The organism is Streptomyces anulatus (genome assembly GCF_000721175.1).
Lineage (GTDB): Bacteria > Actinomycetota > Actinomycetes > Streptomycetales > Streptomycetaceae > Streptomyces > Streptomyces anulatus_C.
Genome location: NZ_JOEZ01000009.1, coordinates 1 through 20,839, shown reverse-complemented (window position 1 = coordinate 20,839; position 20,839 = coordinate 1). Strand labels below are relative to the sequence as shown.

The following is a 20,839-nucleotide window of genomic DNA, read 5'->3' as shown; positions in this document are numbered from 1 at the left end:
GACGGAGACGGACAGGGGCCAGACACCCGGAATTGGCCTTGGTCCGTCTCCCCGCCGACGCTCTACGGTCGCCCCATGAGGATTCGCATCGTCGACGCGTTCACCGACCGCCCCTTCGCCGGAAACCCCGCCGGTGTGCTCCTGCTGGAGGGCGGCGCGTTCCCGGCCGCCGAACGCCTTCAGGAAATCGCCGCCGAGGTCAACCTCTCCGAGACGGCCTTCGCCCACCCGCTGCCGCCCGGCGGCACGGCCGACTGGGCGCTGCGCTGGTTCACCCCGGCCACCGAGGTCGACATGTGCGGGCACGCGACGCTCGCCACCGGCCACGTCCTGCACACCGCGGGCCTGGCCACGGGCCCGGTGCGGTTCGCGGCGCGCTGCGGGATCCTGAGCTCGACCGCCCACCCGGACGGCTCCCTCACCCTCGACTTCCCGACCTCCCCGCTGACCGAGGAGCCGGTGCCGCGCGGGCTCGCCGACGCCCTCGGGGCCGACCCCGTATCGGTGCACGACACCGGCGAACACATCGGTGACCTGCTCGTCGAGTTGCGCGACGAGGCGACCGTACGGGCGCTCGCCCCGGACTTCGCCGCGCTGGCGGCCCACTCCCGGCGCGGCGTCATCGCCACCGCGGCGGCCGAGGACCCCGCCCGGGGCTACGACTACGTCTCGCGCGGCTTCTTCCCGGGTGTCGGTATCGACGAGGACCCGGTCACCGGCAGCGCCCACACCGCGCTGGCCCCCTTCTGGTCGGCCCGCCTCGGCCGCGACGACCTCACCGGCCTCCAGGCGTCCGCCCGCTCGGGACTGGTCCGCACCGCGCTGCGCGGCGAACGCACGCTGCTGACCGGCACAGCGGTCACGGTGATCGACGGGGAGCTGCTCACCACGCTCTGACCGCCCGGGGGCGTCCACCTCCAAGGGCACCGCACTCAGGGCGTCGGCAACCAGTCGACCCGGCCCGCGAGCAGCGCGTATCCGACGAACGCCCCGATGTCCAGGAGCGCGTGCGCGACGACCAGCGGACCCACCCGGCCCCAGCGCCGGTAGAGCAGCACGAAGACGATGCCCATCACCACGTTGCCGATGAAGCCGCCGATCCCCTGATACAGGTGGTACGACCCGCGCAGCACGGAGCTGGCCACCAGGGCGGCCATCGGCGTCCAGCCCAACTGTCCGAGCCTGCGCAGCAGATATCCGACGACGATGACCTCCTCCACCACGGAGTTCTGGATCGCCGAGAGGATCAGTACGGGGAATTTCCACCAGACCTCGGGCAGCGACTCGGGTACGACCGTGAGGCTGAATCCGGTGGCATGGGCCACGAGGTAGAAGGCCAGGCCCGTGCTGCCGATGCCGGCCGCGACCAGGGTTCCCCGGCCGAGGTCGAACCAGGGCCTGGCCCGGTCGAAGCCGATGGCCCGCAGACCCGTTCCCTCCCGGATCAGCAGGTGTGCGACCAGCGCGACCGGCACCAGAGCCGTTGCGATTCCGAACATTTGCCATGACAGATCAAGCCATGGACGGTCCGGAGCGTACGAGCCGTTGAGCTTCGCCGCCTGATCCTTCAGACCTCCCGGTTTCGTCAGTGATCCGACAAAACTGATGAGGGAGGACACCGCACTGGCACCCAGCGAGAGCGCCAGGACCAGCACCGTCTCGGACCGCAGGTTCCTTCGTGACACGGCCTCTTGAGGAAAAGAATCAGCCATGCGCCCGGTCTCCACCTGTACACCTGCCTTTAGTTCTGCAATCGCGTCTCATCCCACTCACCGTCCCGCTAGGGTCTCGAATGCAGGTACGAAGATCATGCGTGACAGGCCGGGGGACGACCGCCATCGCTGATGGTGTGGTCCCCCTTTTCCTTGTTTCACCTCAAGGAGGGGCACCACCGACATGGGACGTCATAGCTTGCCCGACGGCTACGGGGCGGAAGGAGGCCGGGACCGCCCGAACTCCCGGCGCCGGCGTCGTACGGTCGTCATCGCCACCCTGCTCGTCCTCGCCGTGGCGACGGGAACGGCTGTAGCGGCCAAGGGCGGCCTGTTGTCGTTCTCCGAATCCTGCGAGGACTCCGCCGTGCGTCTGTCCGTGGTCGCGTCCCCGGACATCGCCCCCGCCGTACGCTCCATAGCCGAGCAGGCCCGCGCGGACGAGGTCAGGGCCGACGGTCACTGCCTCGTGGTGGAGGTGCTGGCCCGCGATTCGCACAAGGTCGCCGAAGCCCTCGCCGCCGGGGGCGCGGATCCCGACTTCCAGGTCTGGCTGCCCGACTCCGACCTGTGGCTGGAGCGGGCCAAGGGGCTGGGCGAGGGCATTCCCGTCTCCCCGTCCGATTCGGTGGCCTCCTCACCGGTGGCCCTGGCCATGGTGCCGTCCGCCTCGCGGGCGCTGGGCTGGCCCGGGAAGACGTACACCTGGGCCGAGCTGGTCGCCGGGGCACTCGGGTCGGACCGGGTACGTCTCGGCGCCGCGGACCCGGCGCGCAGCGCCACCGGGCTGCTGGCGCTCGCCGGCATCGGCGCCTCGTCCGCGCGGCAGGGCGGGGACAGCGACACCCGGGTCGCCCAGACCGCGAAGGTGCTCGCCGAGCGGATGTCGGACGGCGACGCGCAGGTGCTGGAGACCCTGGCGCGGAGCACGTCCGGGGCCGAGGAGGGCAACCCGAAGCGCAACCAGGCGGTCCTGGTCTCCGAACAGTCGGCGTTCACGCACAACGCGGAGGCGACCGGCGGGGGCAAGCTGGACCTGTTCTACCCGGAAGACGGCACTACGCTGCTGGACTACCCGTACACGCTGGTCAACGAGGTACGCCTGAGCACCGCGGAGTCCCGCGCGGCCCTGCGCTTCATGAACCTGCTGGGCGACCGGGAAGCTCAGGACACCTTCGCCGAGCACGGGTTCCGGGCCGGCGACGGGACCGCGGAGGACTCCCTCGTCGTGGCGGCCGGTGGCAGGAAGCCCCAGCCGTACGCCGAACCGGCCGCCGAGGCGCCCTCGGCGAAGGAGCTCCAGGAAACGCTCGGGATGTGGACCATCACCGTGCAGAGCGCCCGGCTGACCACGGTGGTCGACGCCTCCGGCTCCATGGCGACGCTCGTACCGGGCCGGGGCCAGTCCCGGATGGACGTCACCAAGGAGTCGCTGATCCAGGCGCTGGGCCAGTTCACCCCGAACGACGAGATCGGGCTGTGGGAGTTCGCCACCACGCTGGACGGCGAGAAGGACTACCGGCGGCTCATGCCGACGAAGCGGCTCGGCGACCCGGCCACGGGCGGCGGGACCCACCGGGAGAAGCTCACGGCCGCGTTCACGGGCCTGCAGCCGGTGCAGGGCGGTGCGACCGGGCTGTACGACACCACGCTGGCCGCGTACCAGGAGGCCCGGTCGACCTACGTGAAGGGCAAGTTCAACGCCCTGGTGATCCTCACCGACGGTTCCGACCAGGACGGACACGGCATCTCGCGGAGCGGGCTCATCGCGGAACTGAAGGAGCTCCGCGACCCGGAGCGCCCCGTCCCGGTCATCGCCATCGCGGTGGGCCCGGACGCGGACCGCGACGAGGTCGCCGAGATCGCGCGGGTCACCGGCGGCGACGGCTACGCGGTGAGCGACCCGGCGGAGATCCAGGCGGTGATCCTGCAGGCCATCATGGCAGCGGGCCAGAACGGACGCGCCGCACAGGAGTGAGCGGGCGGAAGCCGCGCGCACCGCATGGCAGTGACCGGCCCAGGACCGGACCCGTCACTGCCATGCGGCACCGCCGTGCGGTCACCGGCGCCCGGTGCGGCGCCCTCACGGCGCCGGGAAGCCCACCGGCCAGGTGTGCACCGGCTCCCCCGCGTGCATCAGCTCGGCGTAGCGGCGCGTGGTCGCCGCGAGTGCCGCGTCCCGCCCGAGTCCGGCGTCCAGGGCCCGGCGGTACGTGGCCACCTGCCAGGAGGCCCCGTTGACGCGCCGCTTGCAGCGCTCCTCGATCACCCCCAGATAGCGGTCGCGGTCCGCGGGCTCGATGTGCCAGGCGTCCAGGCCCGCGGCGGCCAGCGGCAGCAGTTCCTCCAGCACCAGCTGTACGGCGGGGATCCTGGCCAGTTGGCCGGAGCGGCCCGGCCGCGGCCAGAGCAGCTCGGCCTCGATGCCGTGCCGGCAGGCCTCGGTGAAATTCTCCTCGGCGGCCTCGAACGGCAGCCTGCTCCACACCGGCCGGGACTCCTCGGCGAGCGCCCTCACGAGCCCGTAGTAGAACGCGGCGTTGGCGATCACGTCGGTGACCGTCGGCCCGGCGGGCAGCACCCGGTTCTCCACCCGCAGATGGGGAACGCCGTCGGCGATCCCGTACACCGGGCGGTTCCAGCGGTAGACGGTGCCGTTGTGCAGCACCAGCTCGGCCAGCTCGGGCACCCTGCCCTCGTCCAGCGCCGTCAGGGGGTCCTCGTCGTCGCAGATCGGCAGCAGCGGCGGGAAGTAGCGCAGGTTCTCCTCGAACAGCTCGTACGCGGATCGGATCCAGCGCTCCCCGAACCAGGTCCTGGGGCGCACGCCCTGGTTCGCCAGCTCGGGCGGCCGTACGTCGGTGGCCTGCTGGAACAGCGGTGGCCGCGACTCCCGCCACAGCTCCTTGCCGAAGAGGAAAGGGGCATTGGCGCCCAGCGCGACCTGGACGCCGGTGATCGCCTGGGCGGCGTTCCACACGTCGGCGAACCGGGCCGGCGTCACCTGGAGGTGCAGCTGGACCGAGGTGCAGGCCGATTCCGGGGCGATCGAGGGCGAGGTACAGACCAGTCGCTCGACGCCTTCGATATCGAGGGCGAAATCCTCCCCCCGGGCGGCCGCCATTTGATCGTTGAGCAGGGTGTAACGATCCACGTCCGAGAGATTCGCGGACACCACGTCGTGCTCCCCCAGGGTGGGCAGGATTCCGATCATCACGATCCCCGCGTCCACCTCCCCCGCCTTGCGGTGCGCATAGGCGAGGCCGGTCCGCAACTCCTCCGAGAGCTGATCGAATACCCGGCCGCCGAGGCGGTGCGGAACGATATTCACTTCGAGATTGAACATCCCCAGTTCGGTCTGGAAATCCCGGCTCGCGATGCGCTGGAGAACTTCCTGATTCATCATCCGGGGCATCCCGTCGGAACCCGCGAGATTCAGCTCTATCTCCAGCCCCATCAGGTTCCGCGGACGGTCGAACCTCCGCTCTTCCAGGAGTCTGCCCAGAGCCTCCAGGCACTGGTTGAGCTTGGTGCGGTACTCCTGTCGATCGGACAGGTCAACGGCTACCGCCACGACCTTCTCCCCCATCTAGGGGTCCTTCCTCCAGTGGGCGGCCCGCGGCCCAGGCCGCTCGCATCACGATCGATAATGCCCAGCGGGAGTGATCCGTAACGCCCCCATGGACCTCCGATACCCGATAGTCTGGTTGAAGGAGACCGGGGCACATTCCCGCGGCATGCGGCTGCCCGAATTTTCAGCTGGACCATGCGTGGCGGAAACACCGACGAGTTTCGGCCGACCGCACAGCCGGAAGGGTCCCAGGCCGAGGTCGGCAACACGAGATCAAATCACCAGGAAATACCGTGATTCGAAGGCCGGATGACGCCTTGTGCGACATATCCCCGGCTGCTAGCGGAAACACTGTGTGAGCATGCGTCATATAAACTCCGCTCAACGAGGCAGAGAGTTGATACGACTCGCCCGTCACCGGCCGTCTCCGGCCCCGCATGCCGACAGCGCCGTCTGCACCCGCCCAAGCTCCACCGTGTCTCCAAGTGAGAGGCGACCCACTATGCCGCTGCATGTCCCCTCGGCCCCCGCGCCCGCCCTGCGCAGCGTTCTCGCGGCCCTCGGTTCTCCCACCGCCGTCCGGGAAGCCAGAACGTCCGCTCTCCGGTCCGTCCAGGGACCGCTGAGCCCCGAACTACCGCTTCCCGTCCATGTGCTGGACCGGATCACTCCCACCCGGACAGCACCCCTGACACGCCTCGCGGCCTGGCGTTTCCTGATTCGGAGCGAGGGCCGCGCGGTCGCCGCGGCGGACACGGTGCTCACCCCCGACGGCTGGACGTTCTCGCACTTCTTCGAGGGGCCCTACCTCGCCTCGACCGAGCTGGCCGTCCGGCAGGCGGAGGCGTCGGCCAGCACCTGCCAAGCACGGCTGCTGTCCATCCCGGAGCTGTACATGCTCACCCTCTGGCTGCACGGCGACACCGAGGCCGATCCGGCCGACGGGGTGCTCGCGCCGACGGACGTCCTGGTGCCCCTGGCCCCTGCCCCGCCGGGCATCGCCGCCCACCGCCCGCACCGGGTCGCCGATCTGCTGCCCGTCATCTCGCTGCGCGTGGCCCCCGGGCCGCTCCTCAGCTCGGCCTGACCGGCGCCACCCCGGCACATCGCCCCCGCAGCACCCCTGATCCGCCCGCAGACCGGACGGCGGAAGGGGGCACTGCGGGGGCGATGTGCTGCCCACACGGACTAGCCCCATCCGGCCACCCCGAACCACCCAAAGGGACAGTGCAGTTGCGGTGAACCCTCCGCGCGGGTGACGCGTCATGGGAGGAGTACGGGTGCTGCAGCGAAATCCCTGCGGAATCTTCCCCGTAAGGCAACACTGGGACCGGACCGACTGATACGGGGGCGGCCATGAAGACCTCATCCAGCCGCAGGCCACTCGACTCGACGCAGCGAAAGAACCCATCCATGTGCCAGCACCAGCCACCCTGCCCCACCGCCGATTCACCCGACCGGGAGGCCGCCCGCCTGACGGCCCACCATCCCGAGCAGGGTTGGAGCCTCCTGTGCAACGGCGTCCTGCTCTTCGAGGACACCGGCGAACTGCTGCCCGACGGGCAGATCATCGCCCCGCACCGGCCGCTGGCAGCCGGCCGCGTGGTGAAGGCCGCCTGAGGACGGTCGTACGAACAGGGGCCGGCCCGGAGAGATCTCCGCACCGGCCCCGACGCATGTCCGGCGTACGCCGCTCACGGCGCACGCCCTACGACAGGCGGCTTCAGTCGTCGTACGCGTCCAGCGGGGGGCAGGAGCAGACCAGGTTCCGGTCGCCGAAGGCCCCGTCGATGCGGCGCACCGGCGGCCAGTACTTGTCCGCGGCGGACACACCGGCCGGGAAGACGGCTTCCTCACGGCTGTAGCCGTGCTCCCAGTCGCCGCCGAGCGCGGCCGCGGTGTGCGGGGCGTTGGACAGCGGGTTGTCGTCCTCGCTCCACTCCCCCGTGGCGACCTTCTCGATCTCGGCCCGGATCGCGATCATGGTGTCGCAGAACCGGTCGAGTTCCGCGAGGTCCTCGCTCTCCGTCGGCTCGATCATCAGCGTGCCGGCCACCGGGAACGACATGGTCGGCGAGTGGAAGCCGTAGTCGATCAGACGCTTGGCCACATCGTCGATGGAGACGCCGGTCGCCTTGGAGATCGGACGCAGGTCCACGATGCACTCGTGCGCGACCAGACCGGCCGGGCCGTTGTACAGGATCGGGAAGTGCGGCTCCAGGCGCTTGGCTATGTAGTTCGCGGCCAGCACGGCCACCTGCGTGGCCCGCTTGAGACCCTCGCCGCCCATCAGGCGGACGTACGCCCACGAGATCGGCAGAATGCCCGCCGAGCCCCACGGGGCGGCCGAGATCGGGCCCACACCGGTCTCCGGGCCCGCGGCGGGCTGGAGCGGGTGGTTGGGGAGGTACGGGGCGAGGTGGGCGCGGACGCCGACCGGGCCGACGCCGGGGCCGCCGCCGCCGTGCGGGATGCAGAAGGTCTTGTGCAGGTTCAGGTGCGAGACGTCGCCGCCGAACTTGCCGGGCTTGGCGAGCCCGACCAGCGCGTTGAGGTTGGCGCCGTCGACGTAGACCTGGCCGCCCGCGTCGTGCACCTCGCCGCAGATGTCGGCGACGTGCTCCTCGAACACCCCGTGCGTGGACGGGTAGGTGATCATGAGCACGGCCAGCTCGTCGCGGTGCTGCTCGATCTTGGCGCGCAGGTCCGCGATGTCGACCTCGCCGTCGTCGGCGGTCTTCACCACGACGACCTTCATGCCGGCCATCACGGCGCTGGCGGCGTTGGTGCCGTGCGCGGAGGACGGGATGAGACAGACGGTGCGCTGGTCGTCGCCGTTGGCCCGGTGGTACGCCCGGACGGCAAGCAGACCCGCGAACTCGCCCTGGGAGCCGGCGTTGGGCTGGATGGACACCGCGTCGTAGCCGGTGACCTCCGCCAGGCGCTCCTCCAGCTCACGGATGAGGGTGAGGAAGCCCTGTGCCTGCTCGGCCGGGGCGAAGGGGTGCAGCGCGCCGAACTCGGGCCAGGTGATCGACTCCATCTCGGCGGTCGCGTTCAGCTTCATGGTGCAGGAGCCGAGCGGGATCATGCCGCGGTCCAGCGCGTAGTCGCGGTCGGCGAGCTTGCGCAGGTAGCGCAGCATCGCGGTCTCGGAGCGGTGCTGGTGGAAGACCGGGTGGGTGAGGATGTCGTCGGTGCGCAGCAGTGCCTCGGGCAGCGTGTCGGCGACCGTGGCGTCCAGCGCCTCGATGTCGCCCTTGGCGCCGAAGGCGGCCCAGACGGCGGAGATCTGCCCCCGAGTGGTGGTCTCGTCACAGGCGATGGAGACGTGGTCGGCGTCGACGAGGCGGAGGTTGACCCCGCGCTCCCTGGCGTCCGCGACGATGCCCGCGGCCTTGCCGGGGACGCGCACGGTCAGGGTGTCGAAGAACGCGCCGTGCACGACGTCGACGCCGGCGCTCCGCAGACCGTCGGCCAGGATCGCGGCAAGGCGGTGGGTGCGCCGGGCGATCGTCCGCAGGCCCTCGGGGCCGTGGTAGACCGCGTACATCCCCGCCATGACGGCGAGCAGCACCTGAGCCGTACAGATGTTGCTGGTGGCCTTCTCGCGGCGGATGTGCTGCTCGCGGGTCTGGAGGGCCAGGCGGTAGGCCTTGTTGCCGTCGGCGTCGACGGAGACACCGACGAGGCGGCCGGGCAGGGAGCGGGCGAACTTGTCGCGGACCGCCATGAAGCCGGCGTGCGGGCCGCCGAAGCCCATCGGGACGCCGAAGCGCTGGGTGGTGCCGACCGCGATGTCGGCGCCGAGCGCCCCGGGCGAGGTGAGGAGCGTGAGTGCCAGCAGGTCGGCGGCGACGGTGACGATCGCGCCGAGCTCGTGGGCCTGCTCGATGACGGGCTCGATGGCGCGCACGGCACCGGAGGCGCCCGGGTACTGGAGCAGGACGCCGAAAACGCCGCGCTCGGCGATCTCGGCGGGGATGCCGTCACTCAGGTCGGCGACGACGACCTCGACGCCGGTGGGCTCGGCGCGGGTCTCGATGACCGCGACGGTCTGCGGCAGGGTGTCGGCGTCGACCAGGAAGACGCCCTTCTTGACCTTGCCGACGCGCCGTGCGAGCGCCATCGCCTCGGCGGCCGCGGTGCCCTCGTCGAGCAGGGATGCGCCGGAGGTGGGCAGCCCGGTCAGCTCGGCGACCATCGTCTGGAAGTTCAGGAGGGCCTCCAGGCGGCCCTGGGAGATCTCCGGCTGGTACGGCGTGTAGGCCGTGTACCACGCGGGGTTCTCCATGACGTTGCGCAGGATGACCGGCGGCGTGAAGGTGCCGTAATAGCCGAGGCCGATCATCGGGGCGAGCACCTTGTTGCGGTCGGCCAGCGACCGCAGCTCGGCCAGGACCTCCGCCTCGGTGCGCGCCGAGGGAAGGTTAAGGGCCTCCGCGCTCTTGATCACATCGGGCACCGCGGCGGCGGTCAGCTCGTCGAGGGAGCCGTAACCGACCTGGGCAAGCATCTTCGCCTGGGCTCCGGCGTCGGGGCCTATGTGGCGCTGCTCGAACGGAATTCCCTGCTCCAGCTGGGAGAGCGAAGTGCGACGGGGGGTCATGGTGGAGGCCTCCTGGTCTGTCACGACCTGCGAGGGGCACCACGGCGCGGGTGCCCGAACGGCCTCCCCCTCTGTCATCTCAACCTGAGAGCTTCACCGGCCCGCCCGCAGGCGTGCCGACTTTCACCGTCGGTGAGGGTCGAGTCCGTCAGAGCCTGCGCCCGCACGGAACCGCCCTGCTTTCCAGAGTGACCTCAACCGTGCGGTACGGGGGCCTGAGAGATTCCGGGGAGGAGTTGCTCCTTCGGCGCCTCCGGATTCTGCACCGGAGGACTCTCCCGCACGGGGTCAGCAGCCACTGCCAGCCTACCAGCGGCCACTGCGCCGGAGCTCTCGAGTGGCCGACACCACGGATCTGCACTTGTGTGGTGCTGGTGGAGCGACAGGGAACACCCTGAGCAGTTGCGACCAGTGGGAGGCACCGTGCAGACCGATATCGATCCGCGCCGCCTGATCGGCCGCAAGGCATTCGATCGCAAGGGCGCCAAGATCGGAACGGTGGATGAGGTCTATCTCGACGACGCGACGGGCGTGCCCGAGTGGGCGGCCGTCCGCACCGGCCTGTTCAGCAGGGACGCCTTCGTCCCCCTGGAACCCAGCGAATTCGTCGAGGACGTGCTCCGTGTCCCCTTCGACCGCGCGTTGATCAAGGGCGCGCCCGACTTCGGCGTCGGCCGGCACCTCTCGCCCGAGCAGGAACTGCAGCTCTACCGCCATTACGGGCTGGACTCCCCGCCCCCGGAGGATCCGGCGTCCGACCGGGACTTCGGCAAGCTGGCGGGCCAGGAGGAGTAGTCGGCCGCTTCGCGGACGAGCGGCAGCGGATCGGCGGGCCGCAGGCGCGGATCGTCGATGCGGAACGTCAGAACCCGGCCGGGCGCGCTCCACGGTTCCTCGAACCGGACGGTGACCCGGCCGACGCCGCTGCCCTGCACCCAGCCGTGCCCGTGCTCCTCGTGGTGCACATCGTGTCCGGCGGGCCAGCGCCGGGCGGTGAGCAGCTCCGGGCCGTCCGTCTCGGGCTCCGGCCCGGTCTCCTCGCCGCCCTCCACGGCCGGCGCCCGGTGCTCCTGGGCCCGCTGTGCGAGCTCCCGGGCGTCGGCGGCCTGGGCGAACAGGTCCTCCTGCGTGAAGTCGGCGAGACCCGTGACGCCGACCCCCAGGAGCCGTACGCCTCCCGTGGTGTCGACGGACTCCAGCAGCCGCGCCGCCGCCTCACGGACCACCGTGGGGTCGTCGGTGGGGCCTCTGAGGGTCTCGGAGCGGGTCAGCGTGGAGAAGTCGTAGCGGCGCACCTTCAGCACCACCGTGCGGCCCGACCGGTCGGCGGCACGCAGCCGTTCCACGCACCGGACGGCCAGCCGCTCCACCTCGGCGCGCACCCGCACCCGGTCGTGCAGGTCCACGTCGAAGGTGTCCTCCACCGATACGGACTTGGTGTCCCGTTCGGCGACCACCGGCCGGTCGTCGAGCCCCAGCGCCATCCGGTACAGCCCGTGGCCGTGGGCCTTGCCGACCAGCCGCACGAGCTCCGCCTCGCCCGCCTCGGCCAGGTCGTGGACGGTGGTCATTCCCGCGCGTCTGAGGTGGTCCCCGGTGGCCGGGCCGACCCCCGGAAGGATGCGGACGGACCTGGGGGCGAGCAGCTCGCGCTCGGTGCCCGGCTCGATGACGAGCAGCCCGTCGGGCTTGGCCCCCTCGGACGCGATCTTGGCGAGCATCTTGGAACCGGCGAGTCCGACGGATCCGCTGAGGCCGGTCACCGCCCGGATGGCCGCCCGCAGCTTCTCCCCCGTAGCCCGGGCCGACGCCGAGTCGTCCGCCGTCCCGCCGGCCTCCAGGTCCACGAAGGCCTCGTCCAGGCTGAGCGGCTCCACCAGGGGCGACAGCCGCCCCAGGAGCTCCATCACCTGGTCGCTCACCGACCGGTACAGGGAGAAGCGGGGCACCAGGTAGGCCGCGTTCGGTGCGAGGCGCCGGGCCTGCGCGGTGGGCATCGCCGAGTGCACGCCCAGGCGCCGGGCCTCGTACGAGGCGGTGGCGACCACTCCGCGCGGGCCGAGGCCGCCCACCACGACGGCCTTGCCGCGCAGGCTCGGCTTGGCCGCCTGCTCCGCCGACGCGTAGAAGGCGTCCATGTCCAGGTGAAGGATGGTGGGCGCGGGTCTCACACCGTCGATGCTGCCCTACGGCACTGACAGCGGGACGGTCCGGCGCTCCAAGGAGAGCCGGACCGTCCCGCTGTCATGCTGTTCGTCGTCCCGTTCGTCGAGCGAGCTCAGCCGGCCCGGTTGCGGCGCCGCGCCAGCTCGTCCGCGGGGTTGTGGCCGACGAGCGTCTCGCCGGTGTCGACCCGCTCGCCGTGCAGTTGCGAGAGCGCCGCGTCCACATCCCGCCAGACGACGCCGACGGCGATCCCGAAGACCCCCTGCCCGCCCTGGAGCAGGCTGACGACCTCGTCGGGCGAGGAGCACTCGTAGACCGTGGCCCCGTCGCTCATCAGCGTCATCCGCTCAAGATCCTGGAAACCGCGGGCCCGCAGATGCTGGACCGTGGTGCGGATGTTCTGCAGAGCGACCCCGGTGTCCAGGAACCGCTTGACGATCTTGAGGAGCACCACGTCCCGGAAACTGTACAGACGCTGGGTCCCCGACCCGTAGGCCGGGCGCACACTGGGCTCGACCAGCCCCGTACGCGCCCAGTAGTCCAGCTGGCGGTAGGTGATCCCCGCCGCCGCGCACGCCGTCGGTCCGCGATAGCCGATGTCACCGGAATCACTCGCCGCTGCCACGCCGCCCGCTGCCACCGCTGCCGGTTGAACCGGCTGCCTGATGGCGGGGTCGGCTCCACTGCCGTGCTGCGGATACGGCCCACCCTCCGCCGTACCGTCGCCGCTGCTTCTCACGCCGACCTCCGTCCTTGACCTGCCCACTCGAAGGTAGGCAGTCACTCGGGGTGCGTCAACGATCGCCACACTCGGCACGCCGAGTGATAATCACCCTCAGGGTGGTTTCCCGTGTCTCGTTTCCGGGAAAGGCTTCTCGGATGCGCTGACGGCACCCTTGCGGGACGGTCACTGGCTGTTCGTACCGAAGTCCTCCGGAGAGATCTGGTCGAGGAATTCGCGGAACTTCTCCACCTCGTCCTCCTGCTCGTCGGGGATCGCGATGCCCGCATCGTCCAGCACGCCGTCACTGCCGTAGATCGGCGTGCCGGTCCGCAGGGCGAGCGCTATGGCGTCGGAAGGCCGTGCGCTCACCTCGACTCCGCTGGCGAAGACGAGCTCCGCATAGAAGACCCCTTCGCGGAGGTCCGTGATGCGGACCTCGGTGAGCTCCTGGCCCACGGCCTCGAGCACATCCTTGAACAGGTCATGGGTCAGCGGCCTGGCGGGAGCCATGCCCTGCTGGGCGAAGGCGATCGCGGTCGCCTCTCCAGGACCGATCCAAATGGGGAGGTACCGGTCGCCTCCCACTTCACGCAGGAGAACGATCGGTTGGTTGGAGGGCATTTCCACCCGGACACCGACAACGTCGAGCTCGTTCACACAGCAACCCTAGGACGTGCTCGCCATGTTTGGGTAGTCGGGCTCCGCCGAGGTCAGTGCAGACGGCTGCGCAGAGCGCTCTGCACGAGGGCCGCGTGCAGCCGTACGGACAGCTCTGCGAGCTCGTTCGCGGTGGCCTCGGCATGGGCTCTGGTCTGCGGATTACGGTGTCGGCGCAGGGGCGCGACCAGCTGCTCCACCAACCCCGCCTCCCGGTCGGCGGAGGCTCGCATGGCACGAAGATGACGCGGTTCCAGACCGAAACGCCCCAGATCCGCCACCAGCTTGGCGACGGTCACCATCGCGGCGTCGTAGCCGCCCTCGGGGGCCGGGACGATGAGCCCGTAGGACTCCCATTCGGCCAGCCGGTCCTCGTCGACCTCGGCCGCCGCGAGCAGCTCGGCCCGCCCGATCCGGGCGGCGGTCGCCGCGCCGGCATCGGCCTCCCACACTCCTTCGGCGAGGTCCCGCCGGTCGCCGGGCGAGGGCAGCACGGGCTGCTCCCCCCGGGCCAGCGCGTCCAAGTGCTCCCGGATGACCTTCAGCGGCAGGTAGTGGTCCCGCTGCATGCGGAGCACCTGCGCCAGGCGCTCCACATCACGCGGAGCGAACTTCCGGTATCCGGAAGGAGTGCGCTGCGGCTCGATGAGCCCCTCGGCCTCCAGGAACCGGATCTTGGAGATGGTGACTTCGGGAAACTCCTCGCGCAGCTGGATGAGCACCGTTCCGATGCTCATCGGGCGCGCTTCCGCGGTGGCGGTGCCGTGGCCGGCACCGCCTGTCGGTGTTCGCAGCATGGGCCTTCCTGGGGGTCCCCCCGGACGGAGTCCGGGGGCTGGTCACACGCCCCGCGGGCTCGCATAGAAGACCAGGCGGTACTTTCCGATCTGGACTTCGTCGCCGTTGGACAGCTGGACCGAATCGATGCGCTCACGGTTGACGTAGGTGCCGTTGAGGCTGCCGACATCACCCACGGTGAAGCTACCGTCCGGGCTCCTGCGGAACTCCACATGACGCCGCGACACGGTCACATCATCGAGAAAGATGTCGCTCTGAGGGTGGCGGCCGGCCGTCGTCAGGTCGCTGTCGAGCAGGAAGCGGCTCCCGGAATTCGGGCCGCGCCGCACGACCAGCAGCGCCGAACCGCTGGGCAGCGCGTCGACCGCGGCCTGGGCCTCCGGGGAGAGCGAAGGCAGAGCGGTCTGGCCCGTCGCCTCCGCCTCGTACGCCTCGAGACCGGAGATGGAGATCGTGGACGTCGTCTCCGAGGGACGCTCGGGAACGCCGCCCCGCAGCGGCGCGCCGCAGTTGGAACAGAACCTGCTGGCCTCCGCGTTGCGGTGACCGCACCTCGTACAGACCGGCATCGACGAGCCCTCCGGGGTGAACCCTCCACCCGTACTCGAGGCTGATGGTTCGCCGAAACCTATGCGTCCGGCACCGGCAGGGTCAACAGACGACACGCCGTCACCACCCGGGGCGCCGGACACCTCGTCACGGAAGAGCGGACGCTCCGCCTCCTGCTCCTCGCCCTGACCGTGGCGCGGCGCGCGGTGGCGGGCAGCACTGTTGCTGTCCTCGCGTGCACTCTTCCTGAACAACTTCGCAAAAAACTTCACGGGCGATTCCCCTTGACCGACATAGACCCGCCCGTGGGGCAGGACGAACCCTGATTGAACACACCTGCCGACCCGGACATCTTCACAACGTCCGTATCCACCCGACAGTTTCCACCACGCACCACCAATCCGGTGCGCCGACCCCCCGCAACCGTCCGACCCGGTCCGCCGGCCGTCTCGCTCGCCCGGCTCACAGGGATGACGACCGAGCGTAGTCAGGCCGCTGCGCCGGTCGCAAGGCGTCCACGACGATGTCGTCGGACCGCTCCACGAGCACCGTGGCCTGCTCCTTCTCCAGCGTCTGCACCACACCGCCGGGGATGTTGAGAGCAGGCTCCAGATCCTGCGGCTTGCCGATCACCGTGAACTCGTACGGCGCTTCGATCTTCTTTCCGTCCACCCGGACGTCCCCGGCGTCGCCGGAGAAGTAGGTGTTGGCCACCACCCGCACACCGTTGACCTGGATCGCCTCGGCACCCGCCGCCCGCAGTTCCTGAATGGCGTCGAGCAGCATGTCGGGCGCGACCGCCCCCGAGGGGTCGGTGATCGTCAGCGTGATTCCGGGGCCCTCGGCCGCCACGGTGCCCGCGAGGATGCCGAGCTGGCGTTCTTTCTCCAGCGTCTGCTTCCGGGCCTCCTCGGCCTGGTCGGAGCTGTTCTCCAGCTCGGCGCGCTGATCGTCCAGGCGCTGCTTCTCGTCCTCCAGGCGCTGGGTCCGGTCGTCGACTTCGTCGAGGATGCGGACCAGGTCCTCCTGCCGGGCGCCACGCAGCGCGCTGTCGTCGCTGGTGGACCGCACCTGGATGGCGAGCCCCAGACCGAGCCCGAACAGCAGCACGGCGACGATGAGTTGGGCCCGGCTCAGCCGAGGCGGCCACAGCCCCGCCTTGAGCCGCTGCCGACCGGACACCTCCTCGGCCGCGGGCGGCGGCGCGGGAGCGTCCGGGACGGCGGACGCGCCGCCCTCCGGCTGTTCGCTGCGGGGATTCTCGTCGTTGTTCATCGGCCTCAAGCCCGGAAGACGTGCCGGCGGATCGCGGCGGCGTTGGAGAAGATCCGGATGCCGAGCACGACCACCACACCCGTGGAGAGCTGAGCTCCGACACCGAGTTTGTCGCCGAGGAAGACGATCAGCGCGGCCACCACGACGTTGGAGAGGAAGGAGACCACGAAGACCTTGTCGACGAAGATGCCGTCGAGCATGGCCCGCAGACCGCCGAACACGGCGTCGAGCGCGGCGACCACCGCGATCGGCAGGTAGGGCTCGACCACCGCCGGTACCTCGGGCCGGACCAACAGTCCGACCACGACTCCCACGACGAGGCCCAGTACGGCGATCACGATGTGCCCTTCCCTGTGTCTGCCGCACCACTGCCGGCGGCCTTCGGCTCTGCTGTACGAACGATCAGGCTCGGCGCGGCCGGAAGCCTCACCTTCGACTGATCGGAGATGCTGGTGCGGATGTCGAAGCTCTCCTTGAGCGCCTGCAGGTACTGGCCGTCCGCGCTGTCCTGGAAGGCGGTCGCGAGCTTCTTCCCGTCCCCCACCGCGAGCACCGTGTACGGCGGTACGAGCGGCCTGTTGTCGACCAGTATGGCGTCGCCGGCGGCCCGGATGGCCGACAGGGCCGTCAGCCTTTGCCCATTGATGGCGATGGCCTCGGCACCGGATTCCCACAGGCCGTTGACGACTCGCTGCATGTCCCGGTCGCGCACCCGTCCGGTGTCGGAGAAGCCCGACGACTCACGGGGGCCGCCCCCGCCCTGGTCGGTGTTCTTCGCGTCGTCGACGATCAGCTTCACGCCGGGCCCCTCGACCGGAGTCGCTCCGGCAAGCAGCGCCACGAGCTCGCCCTGGTCTCCGCCGTGCCGCTCCAGGGCCTTGCGCTGACGTTCACTCACATCGGAGCGGAGCGCCTCGACATCCGACTCGAGCGTGTCCGCGGCCTGCGTCTCCGCGTCGATGCGGTCGATCAGCTCTTCGCGCTCCTTGGCGACGACCGGCGCCGAGATCCGCGCCTCGGCGGCGCCGAGAGTGACCACCAGGGCGGCCACCACCAGTCCGGCGGCCAGGCCGAGCTTCGACTTGAGCGTACGGGGCAGCCCCGCGCTCCCGTCGGCCTTGCGTCGCGCCGAGGCCTCCGCGTACCCGTCGTCGAGGCTGTGGTCCATCACGTTGTTCAGCAGCGACATGGAGGCGTCGGGGCGTGCGGGCGGCGAGGCGGTGCTCCGATCGGGGGACTGCTGCGACATGCCGCACATCGTCGCACGTCATCACGGCTGCCGCCGAATGGCCCCACCGGTGCGCCGCGACCCCCTGCCCGGGGGGCGCGGCGCACCGTCGTCGCATCACTCGCCCGCGCTGTCCACCACCGCGGCCCACTCGTCGAGCAGTGCCTGGGCAGAGGCGTCGTCCGGGCCTTCCGCCCACAGATGGGTGACGGCCTCCGCCCGGTCGGGCAGCACCATGATCCACCGCCCGTCCGCCTCGACCACGCGGACCCCGTCCGTGGTGTCCACGCTGCGGTCACCGGCCGCTTCGACGACCCGCCGCATGACGAGCCCCTTGACGGCCCAGGGCGTCGCCAGGTCACGCCGCAGGACGTGCGCCCGGGGAATGCGGGCGTCGATCTGGCTCAGCGTGAGCTGGGTGCGCGCGACGAGACCGATGAGCCGGACGAAGGCGGCGGTCCCGTCGAAGACACTGCTGAATTCGGGAACGATGAACCCTCCGCGCCCGTCTCCTCCGAAGATGGTGTCCTCTTGACGGCCCACCCGGGTCAGGTCGTCGGGCGAGGTGGTCGTCCACTCCACCTGGGTGCCGTGGTAGGCCGCCACCTGCTCGGCGACGCGCGTGGTCGTCACGGGCAGGGCGACACGACCGCTGCGCCGCTCGGCGGCGACGAGATCGAGGAGGACCAGCAGGGCCCGGTCGTCCTCGATGATCCGGCCCAGTTCGTCGACGAGGGAGAGTCGCTCGCCCACCGGGTCGAACCGCACCCCGAAGGCCGCCCGCGCGGAGGACACGATCTCCCCGAGCCGCACCAGACCGGCCCGCCGGGTCTCGGCGGACTCGGTGGGCCGCGACTCGTCGAGCCCGGGGTTGATCGTCAGCGCGTCCACGCCGAGCCGCCCCAGGAGGCTGGGCAGAACAAGCCCGGCGCTGCCGTTGGAGGCGTCGACGACGACCTTGAGCCCGGACTCAGCGATGCCCTCGACGTCCACGTTCCGCAGGAGGGAGCCGGTGTACGAGTCGAACACGCTGGACGGGAAGTGCAGGTCCCCGATCTCGCCGGGGAAGGCCCTGCGGTACTCCTGGCGGGCGTAGACCCGGTCGAGCTTGCGCTGCTGCGCCTGCGAGAGGTCCGCCCCCCGCTCGTCGATGAACATGATGTCCACCGAGTCGGGCACCCCGGGTGACGTGCGGATCATGATGCCGCCGGCGCTGCCCCGGGCGGTCTGCTGACGTGCCACGGGCAGCGGTACGTTCTCCAGGTCCCGGACGTCGATGGCGCTGGCCTGGAGGGCCGAGATGACGGCCCGCTTGAGAGCACGGGCGCCTCGGGAGTGGTCACGCGCGGTCGTGACCGTCGAGCCCTTCTTGAGGGTCGTGGCGTAGGCGCCGGCCAGCCGCACGGCCAGTTCGGGGGTGATCTCGACGTTCAGGATCCCGGAGACCCCGCGCGCTCCGAAGAGGTGCGCCTGTCCTCGGGACTCCCAGATCACCGAGGTGTTGACGAACGCGCCGGCCTCGATGGTCTTGAACGGGTACACCCGGACGTTGCCCTGGATGATCGACTCCTCGCCGACCAGGCATTCGTCTCCGATGACGGCACCGTCCTCGATCCGGGCCGCGCGCATGATGTCGGTGTTCTTGCCGACCACGCAGCCCCGGAGGTTGCTGTGCTGTCCGATGTACACGTTGTCGTGCACCACGGCCTTGTGGAGAAAGGCGCCGGTCTTCACGACGACGTTCGACCCGACGACCGTATGCTCCCGGATCTCGACGTCCGCTTCGACCTTGGCGTAGTCGCCGATGTACAGCGGCCCGCGCAGCACGGCGTCGGGGTGGACCTCCGCGCCTTCGGCGACCCACACACCGGGCGAGATCTCGAAGCCGTCGAGCTCCACGTCGACCTTGCGCTCCAGGACGTCCGCCTGGGCCTTGACGTAGCTCTCGTGTGTGCCGACGTCCTCCCAGTAGCCCTCGGCGATATAGCCGTAGATGGGCTTGCCTTCCTTCATCAGCTGAGGGAAGACGTCTCCGGACCAGTCGACCGAGGTGTCGGCCTGGACGTAGTCGAAGACTTCGGGCTCCATGACGTAGATGCCGGTGTTCACGGTGTCCGAGAAGACCTGCCCCCAGGTCGGCTTCTCCAGGAACCGCTCGACCTGACCGTTCTCGTCCACGATGGTGATCCCGAATTCCAGCGGATTGGGAACCCTGGTCAGGCAGACCGTGACAAGGCCGCCCTTTTCCTTGTGGAACGCGATGAGGTCGGTGAGGTCGAAGTCGGTGAGCGCGTCACCGGAGATGACGAGGAACGTGTCGTCCTTCAAGGCCTCCTCGGCGTTCTTCACGCTGCCCGCGGTGCCGAGTGGCTTCTCCTCGTTGGCATAGGTGAGTTCCATCCCGAGTTCCTCGCCATCCCCGAAATAATTCTTGACGAGGGAGGCCAGGAACTGGACGGTCACTACTGTTTCGCTGAGCCCATGCCGCTTGAGCAGCCGCAGCACGTGCTCCATGATCGGCCTGTTGGCCACGGGCAGGAGCGGCTTGGGCATGCTCGAGGTCATGGGGCGAAGACGTGTGCCTTCGCCGCCAGCCATCACGACGGCCTTCATGTCGGAAACGTCCTCCTAGAAGAGACGACGGTTAGCCGAGTTCGCCCGTCGGGGCATCATTCGAAACTTCTGCCGCGGGCCGGCCACATTGCGCGGCACCGCTTCAACGAGCTCAATCGGCTACTGCGTCCGCCTGCACGAGACGGCGGACCTGAACCACGTAGAGGATTCCTGCCCACCAGTAGAGCGTTGTACCCCATCCTGCGAACGCCCATCCGAAAACGGCAGCCAGTGTGGCCAGCCAACCACTCCCGTCGCTGAGCAGCAACAAGGGGAACGCGTACATCAGGTTGAACGTTGCAGCTTTCCCGAGGAAGTTGACCTGGGGGGGCGGATAGCCGTGGCGGCGCAGGATGGCCACCATCACGAGAAGCATCAGTTCCCGGGCGAGAAGGGCCGCGGTGACCCAGACGGGCAAGATCTCACGCCAGGTGAGGCCAAGCAGGGTGGAAAGGATGTAGAGGCGGTCCGCCGCCGGGTCCAGCAGCCGGCCGAGGCTGCTGATCTGGTTCCACTTGCGGGCGAGCTTCCCGTCGAGGTAGTCGCTGATACCACTGAGCATCAGCACCAACAACGCCCAGTTGTCGCTGTTGGGCCCTCCGAACACGGGGCGGAGAATCAGCCACAGGAAGAGCGGTACCCCGACAAGGCGAGCCATGCTGAGGATGTTGGGGATGGTGAGGACCCGGTCTGTCTGAACCCGAGTCTCCTGGACCTCCACCCGGGAGCCTCCTGTGAAGAACGTGCCAATGATGCCCCCTGACCCTACCCTCAGCTTCCCCCGCCCGGTGCACTGGGGTGGAGCGAAGCCACTGCGGAAAGTGCCCGGGAACGCAGGAAAGCCCCGCACCAAAAGGTGCGGGGCTTTCCCGGAAAAATTGTTCGGCGGCGTCCTACTCTCCCACAGGGTCCCCCCTGCAGTACCATCGGCGCTGAA

18 protein-coding genes and 1 riboswitch are annotated in these 20,839 nt (G+C 69.9%); of the genes, 5 read left to right on the top strand and 13 right to left on the bottom strand.

Annotated elements, in window-relative coordinates:
• Positions 1-75 precede the first annotated feature (75 nt).
• Complete coding sequence (locus IG90_RS0112100; protein WP_030581904.1) at positions 76-897, top strand: PhzF family phenazine biosynthesis protein; 822 nt, start codon at positions 76-78, stop codon at positions 895-897.
• Between the two features lie 35 nt (positions 898-932).
• On the opposite strand, the gene IG90_RS0112095 is transcribed toward IG90_RS0112100, so the two are convergent.
• Positions 933-1,712, bottom strand: a complete 780-nt coding sequence (locus tag IG90_RS0112095) for a CPBP family intramembrane glutamic endopeptidase (protein WP_030581902.1) — start codon at positions 1,710-1,712, stop codon at positions 933-935.
• A 184-nt stretch (positions 1,713-1,896) separates the two neighbouring features.
• Between IG90_RS0112095 and IG90_RS0112090 the strand changes: the two genes are divergently transcribed.
• On the top strand, positions 1,897-3,690 hold the full coding sequence (locus tag IG90_RS0112090; RefSeq protein ID WP_233435980.1) for a substrate-binding and VWA domain-containing protein: 1,794 nt from the start codon (positions 1,897-1,899) through the stop codon (positions 3,688-3,690).
• 105 nt (positions 3,691-3,795) lie between these two features.
• Here the strand turns inward: IG90_RS0112090 and IG90_RS0112085 are convergent, their stop codons facing one another.
• A complete protein-coding gene (locus IG90_RS0112085; protein WP_030581896.1) occupies positions 3,796-5,301 on the bottom strand; it encodes a glutamate-cysteine ligase family protein in 1,506 nt (501 codons plus the stop codon).
• 484 nt (positions 5,302-5,785) lie between these two features.
• On the opposite strand from IG90_RS0112085, the gene IG90_RS0112080 reads away from it, so the two are divergent.
• The gene (locus IG90_RS0112080; protein WP_030581894.1) at positions 5,786-6,370 is read left to right on the top strand and encodes a hypothetical protein; all 585 of its coding nucleotides are present in this window, start codon (positions 5,786-5,788) and stop codon (positions 6,368-6,370) included.
• 326 nt (positions 6,371-6,696) lie between these two features.
• The gene (locus tag IG90_RS0112075) at positions 6,697-6,903 is read left to right on the top strand and encodes a DUF5999 family protein (protein WP_007452228.1); all 207 of its coding nucleotides are present in this window, start codon (positions 6,697-6,699) and stop codon (positions 6,901-6,903) included.
• Positions 6,904-7,006: 103 nt separating this feature from the next.
• Here IG90_RS0112075 and gcvP read toward each other — a convergent pair whose 3' ends face one another.
• On the bottom strand, positions 7,007-9,892 hold the full coding sequence (gene gcvP, locus IG90_RS0112070; protein ID WP_030581890.1) for an aminomethyl-transferring glycine dehydrogenase: 2,886 nt from the start codon (positions 9,890-9,892) through the stop codon (positions 7,007-7,009).
• A gap of 193 nt (positions 9,893-10,085) precedes the next feature.
• Positions 10,086-10,183, bottom strand: a riboswitch (glycine riboswitch).
• Between the two features lie 132 nt (positions 10,184-10,315).
• On the opposite strand from gcvP, the gene IG90_RS0112065 reads away from it, so the two are divergent.
• The gene (locus tag IG90_RS0112065) at positions 10,316-10,687 is read left to right on the top strand and encodes a PRC-barrel domain-containing protein (RefSeq protein ID WP_030581887.1); all 372 of its coding nucleotides are present in this window, start codon (positions 10,316-10,318) and stop codon (positions 10,685-10,687) included.
• Here IG90_RS0112065 and IG90_RS0112060 read toward each other — a convergent pair.
• From IG90_RS0112060 to clsA, 10 genes are all read right to left on the bottom strand, one after another.
• Complete coding sequence (locus tag IG90_RS0112060) at positions 10,609-12,063, bottom strand: DNA polymerase IV (protein WP_030581885.1); 1,455 nt, start codon at positions 12,061-12,063, stop codon at positions 10,609-10,611. The two genes, IG90_RS0112065 and IG90_RS0112060, sit on opposite strands and share 79 nt — an antisense overlap.
• A 107-nt stretch (positions 12,064-12,170) precedes the next feature.
• Positions 12,171-12,797 (bottom strand): MerR family transcriptional regulator, encoded by a 627-nt coding sequence (locus IG90_RS0112055; protein WP_030581882.1) that lies wholly within the window; start codon positions 12,795-12,797, stop codon positions 12,171-12,173.
• Between the two features lie 168 nt (positions 12,798-12,965).
• The gene (locus tag IG90_RS0112050) at positions 12,966-13,439 is read right to left on the bottom strand and encodes a bifunctional nuclease family protein (RefSeq protein WP_006123076.1); all 474 of its coding nucleotides are present in this window, start codon (positions 13,437-13,439) and stop codon (positions 12,966-12,968) included.
• A 53-nt stretch (positions 13,440-13,492) separates the two neighbouring features.
• Entirely contained in the window at positions 13,493-14,236 is a 744-nt protein-coding gene (gene ftsR, locus IG90_RS0112045) for a transcriptional regulator FtsR (RefSeq protein WP_030581879.1), read from the bottom strand.
• 42 nt (positions 14,237-14,278) lie between these two features.
• Entirely contained in the window at positions 14,279-15,058 is a 780-nt protein-coding gene (locus tag IG90_RS0112040; protein ID WP_078585266.1) for an FHA domain-containing protein, read from the bottom strand.
• Positions 15,059-15,248: 190 nt separating this feature from the next.
• Positions 15,249-16,061 (bottom strand): DUF881 domain-containing protein, encoded by an 813-nt coding sequence (locus IG90_RS0112035; protein ID WP_030581873.1) that lies wholly within the window; start codon positions 16,059-16,061, stop codon positions 15,249-15,251.
• Positions 16,062-16,066: 5 nt separating this feature from the next.
• On the bottom strand, positions 16,067-16,399 hold the full coding sequence (locus tag IG90_RS0112030) for a small basic family protein (protein ID WP_003970459.1): 333 nt from the start codon (positions 16,397-16,399) through the stop codon (positions 16,067-16,069).
• Entirely contained in the window at positions 16,396-17,310 is a 915-nt protein-coding gene (locus IG90_RS0112025; protein WP_078585265.1) for a DUF881 domain-containing protein, read from the bottom strand. The genes IG90_RS0112030 and IG90_RS0112025 overlap by 4 nt, the downstream gene beginning before the upstream one ends.
• 96 nt (positions 17,311-17,406) lie before the next feature.
• Positions 17,407-19,902 carry a mannose-1-phosphate guanyltransferase gene (locus IG90_RS0112020; RefSeq protein WP_030581867.1) on the bottom strand — a complete coding sequence of 832 codons (2,496 nt, stop codon included), beginning with the start codon at positions 19,900-19,902 and terminating at the stop codon, positions 17,407-17,409.
• Positions 19,903-20,014: 112 nt separating this feature from the next.
• Entirely contained in the window at positions 20,015-20,623 is a 609-nt protein-coding gene (gene clsA / locus IG90_RS0112015; RefSeq protein ID WP_030581864.1) for a cardiolipin synthase ClsA, read from the bottom strand.
• Positions 20,624-20,839 lie beyond the last annotated feature (216 nt).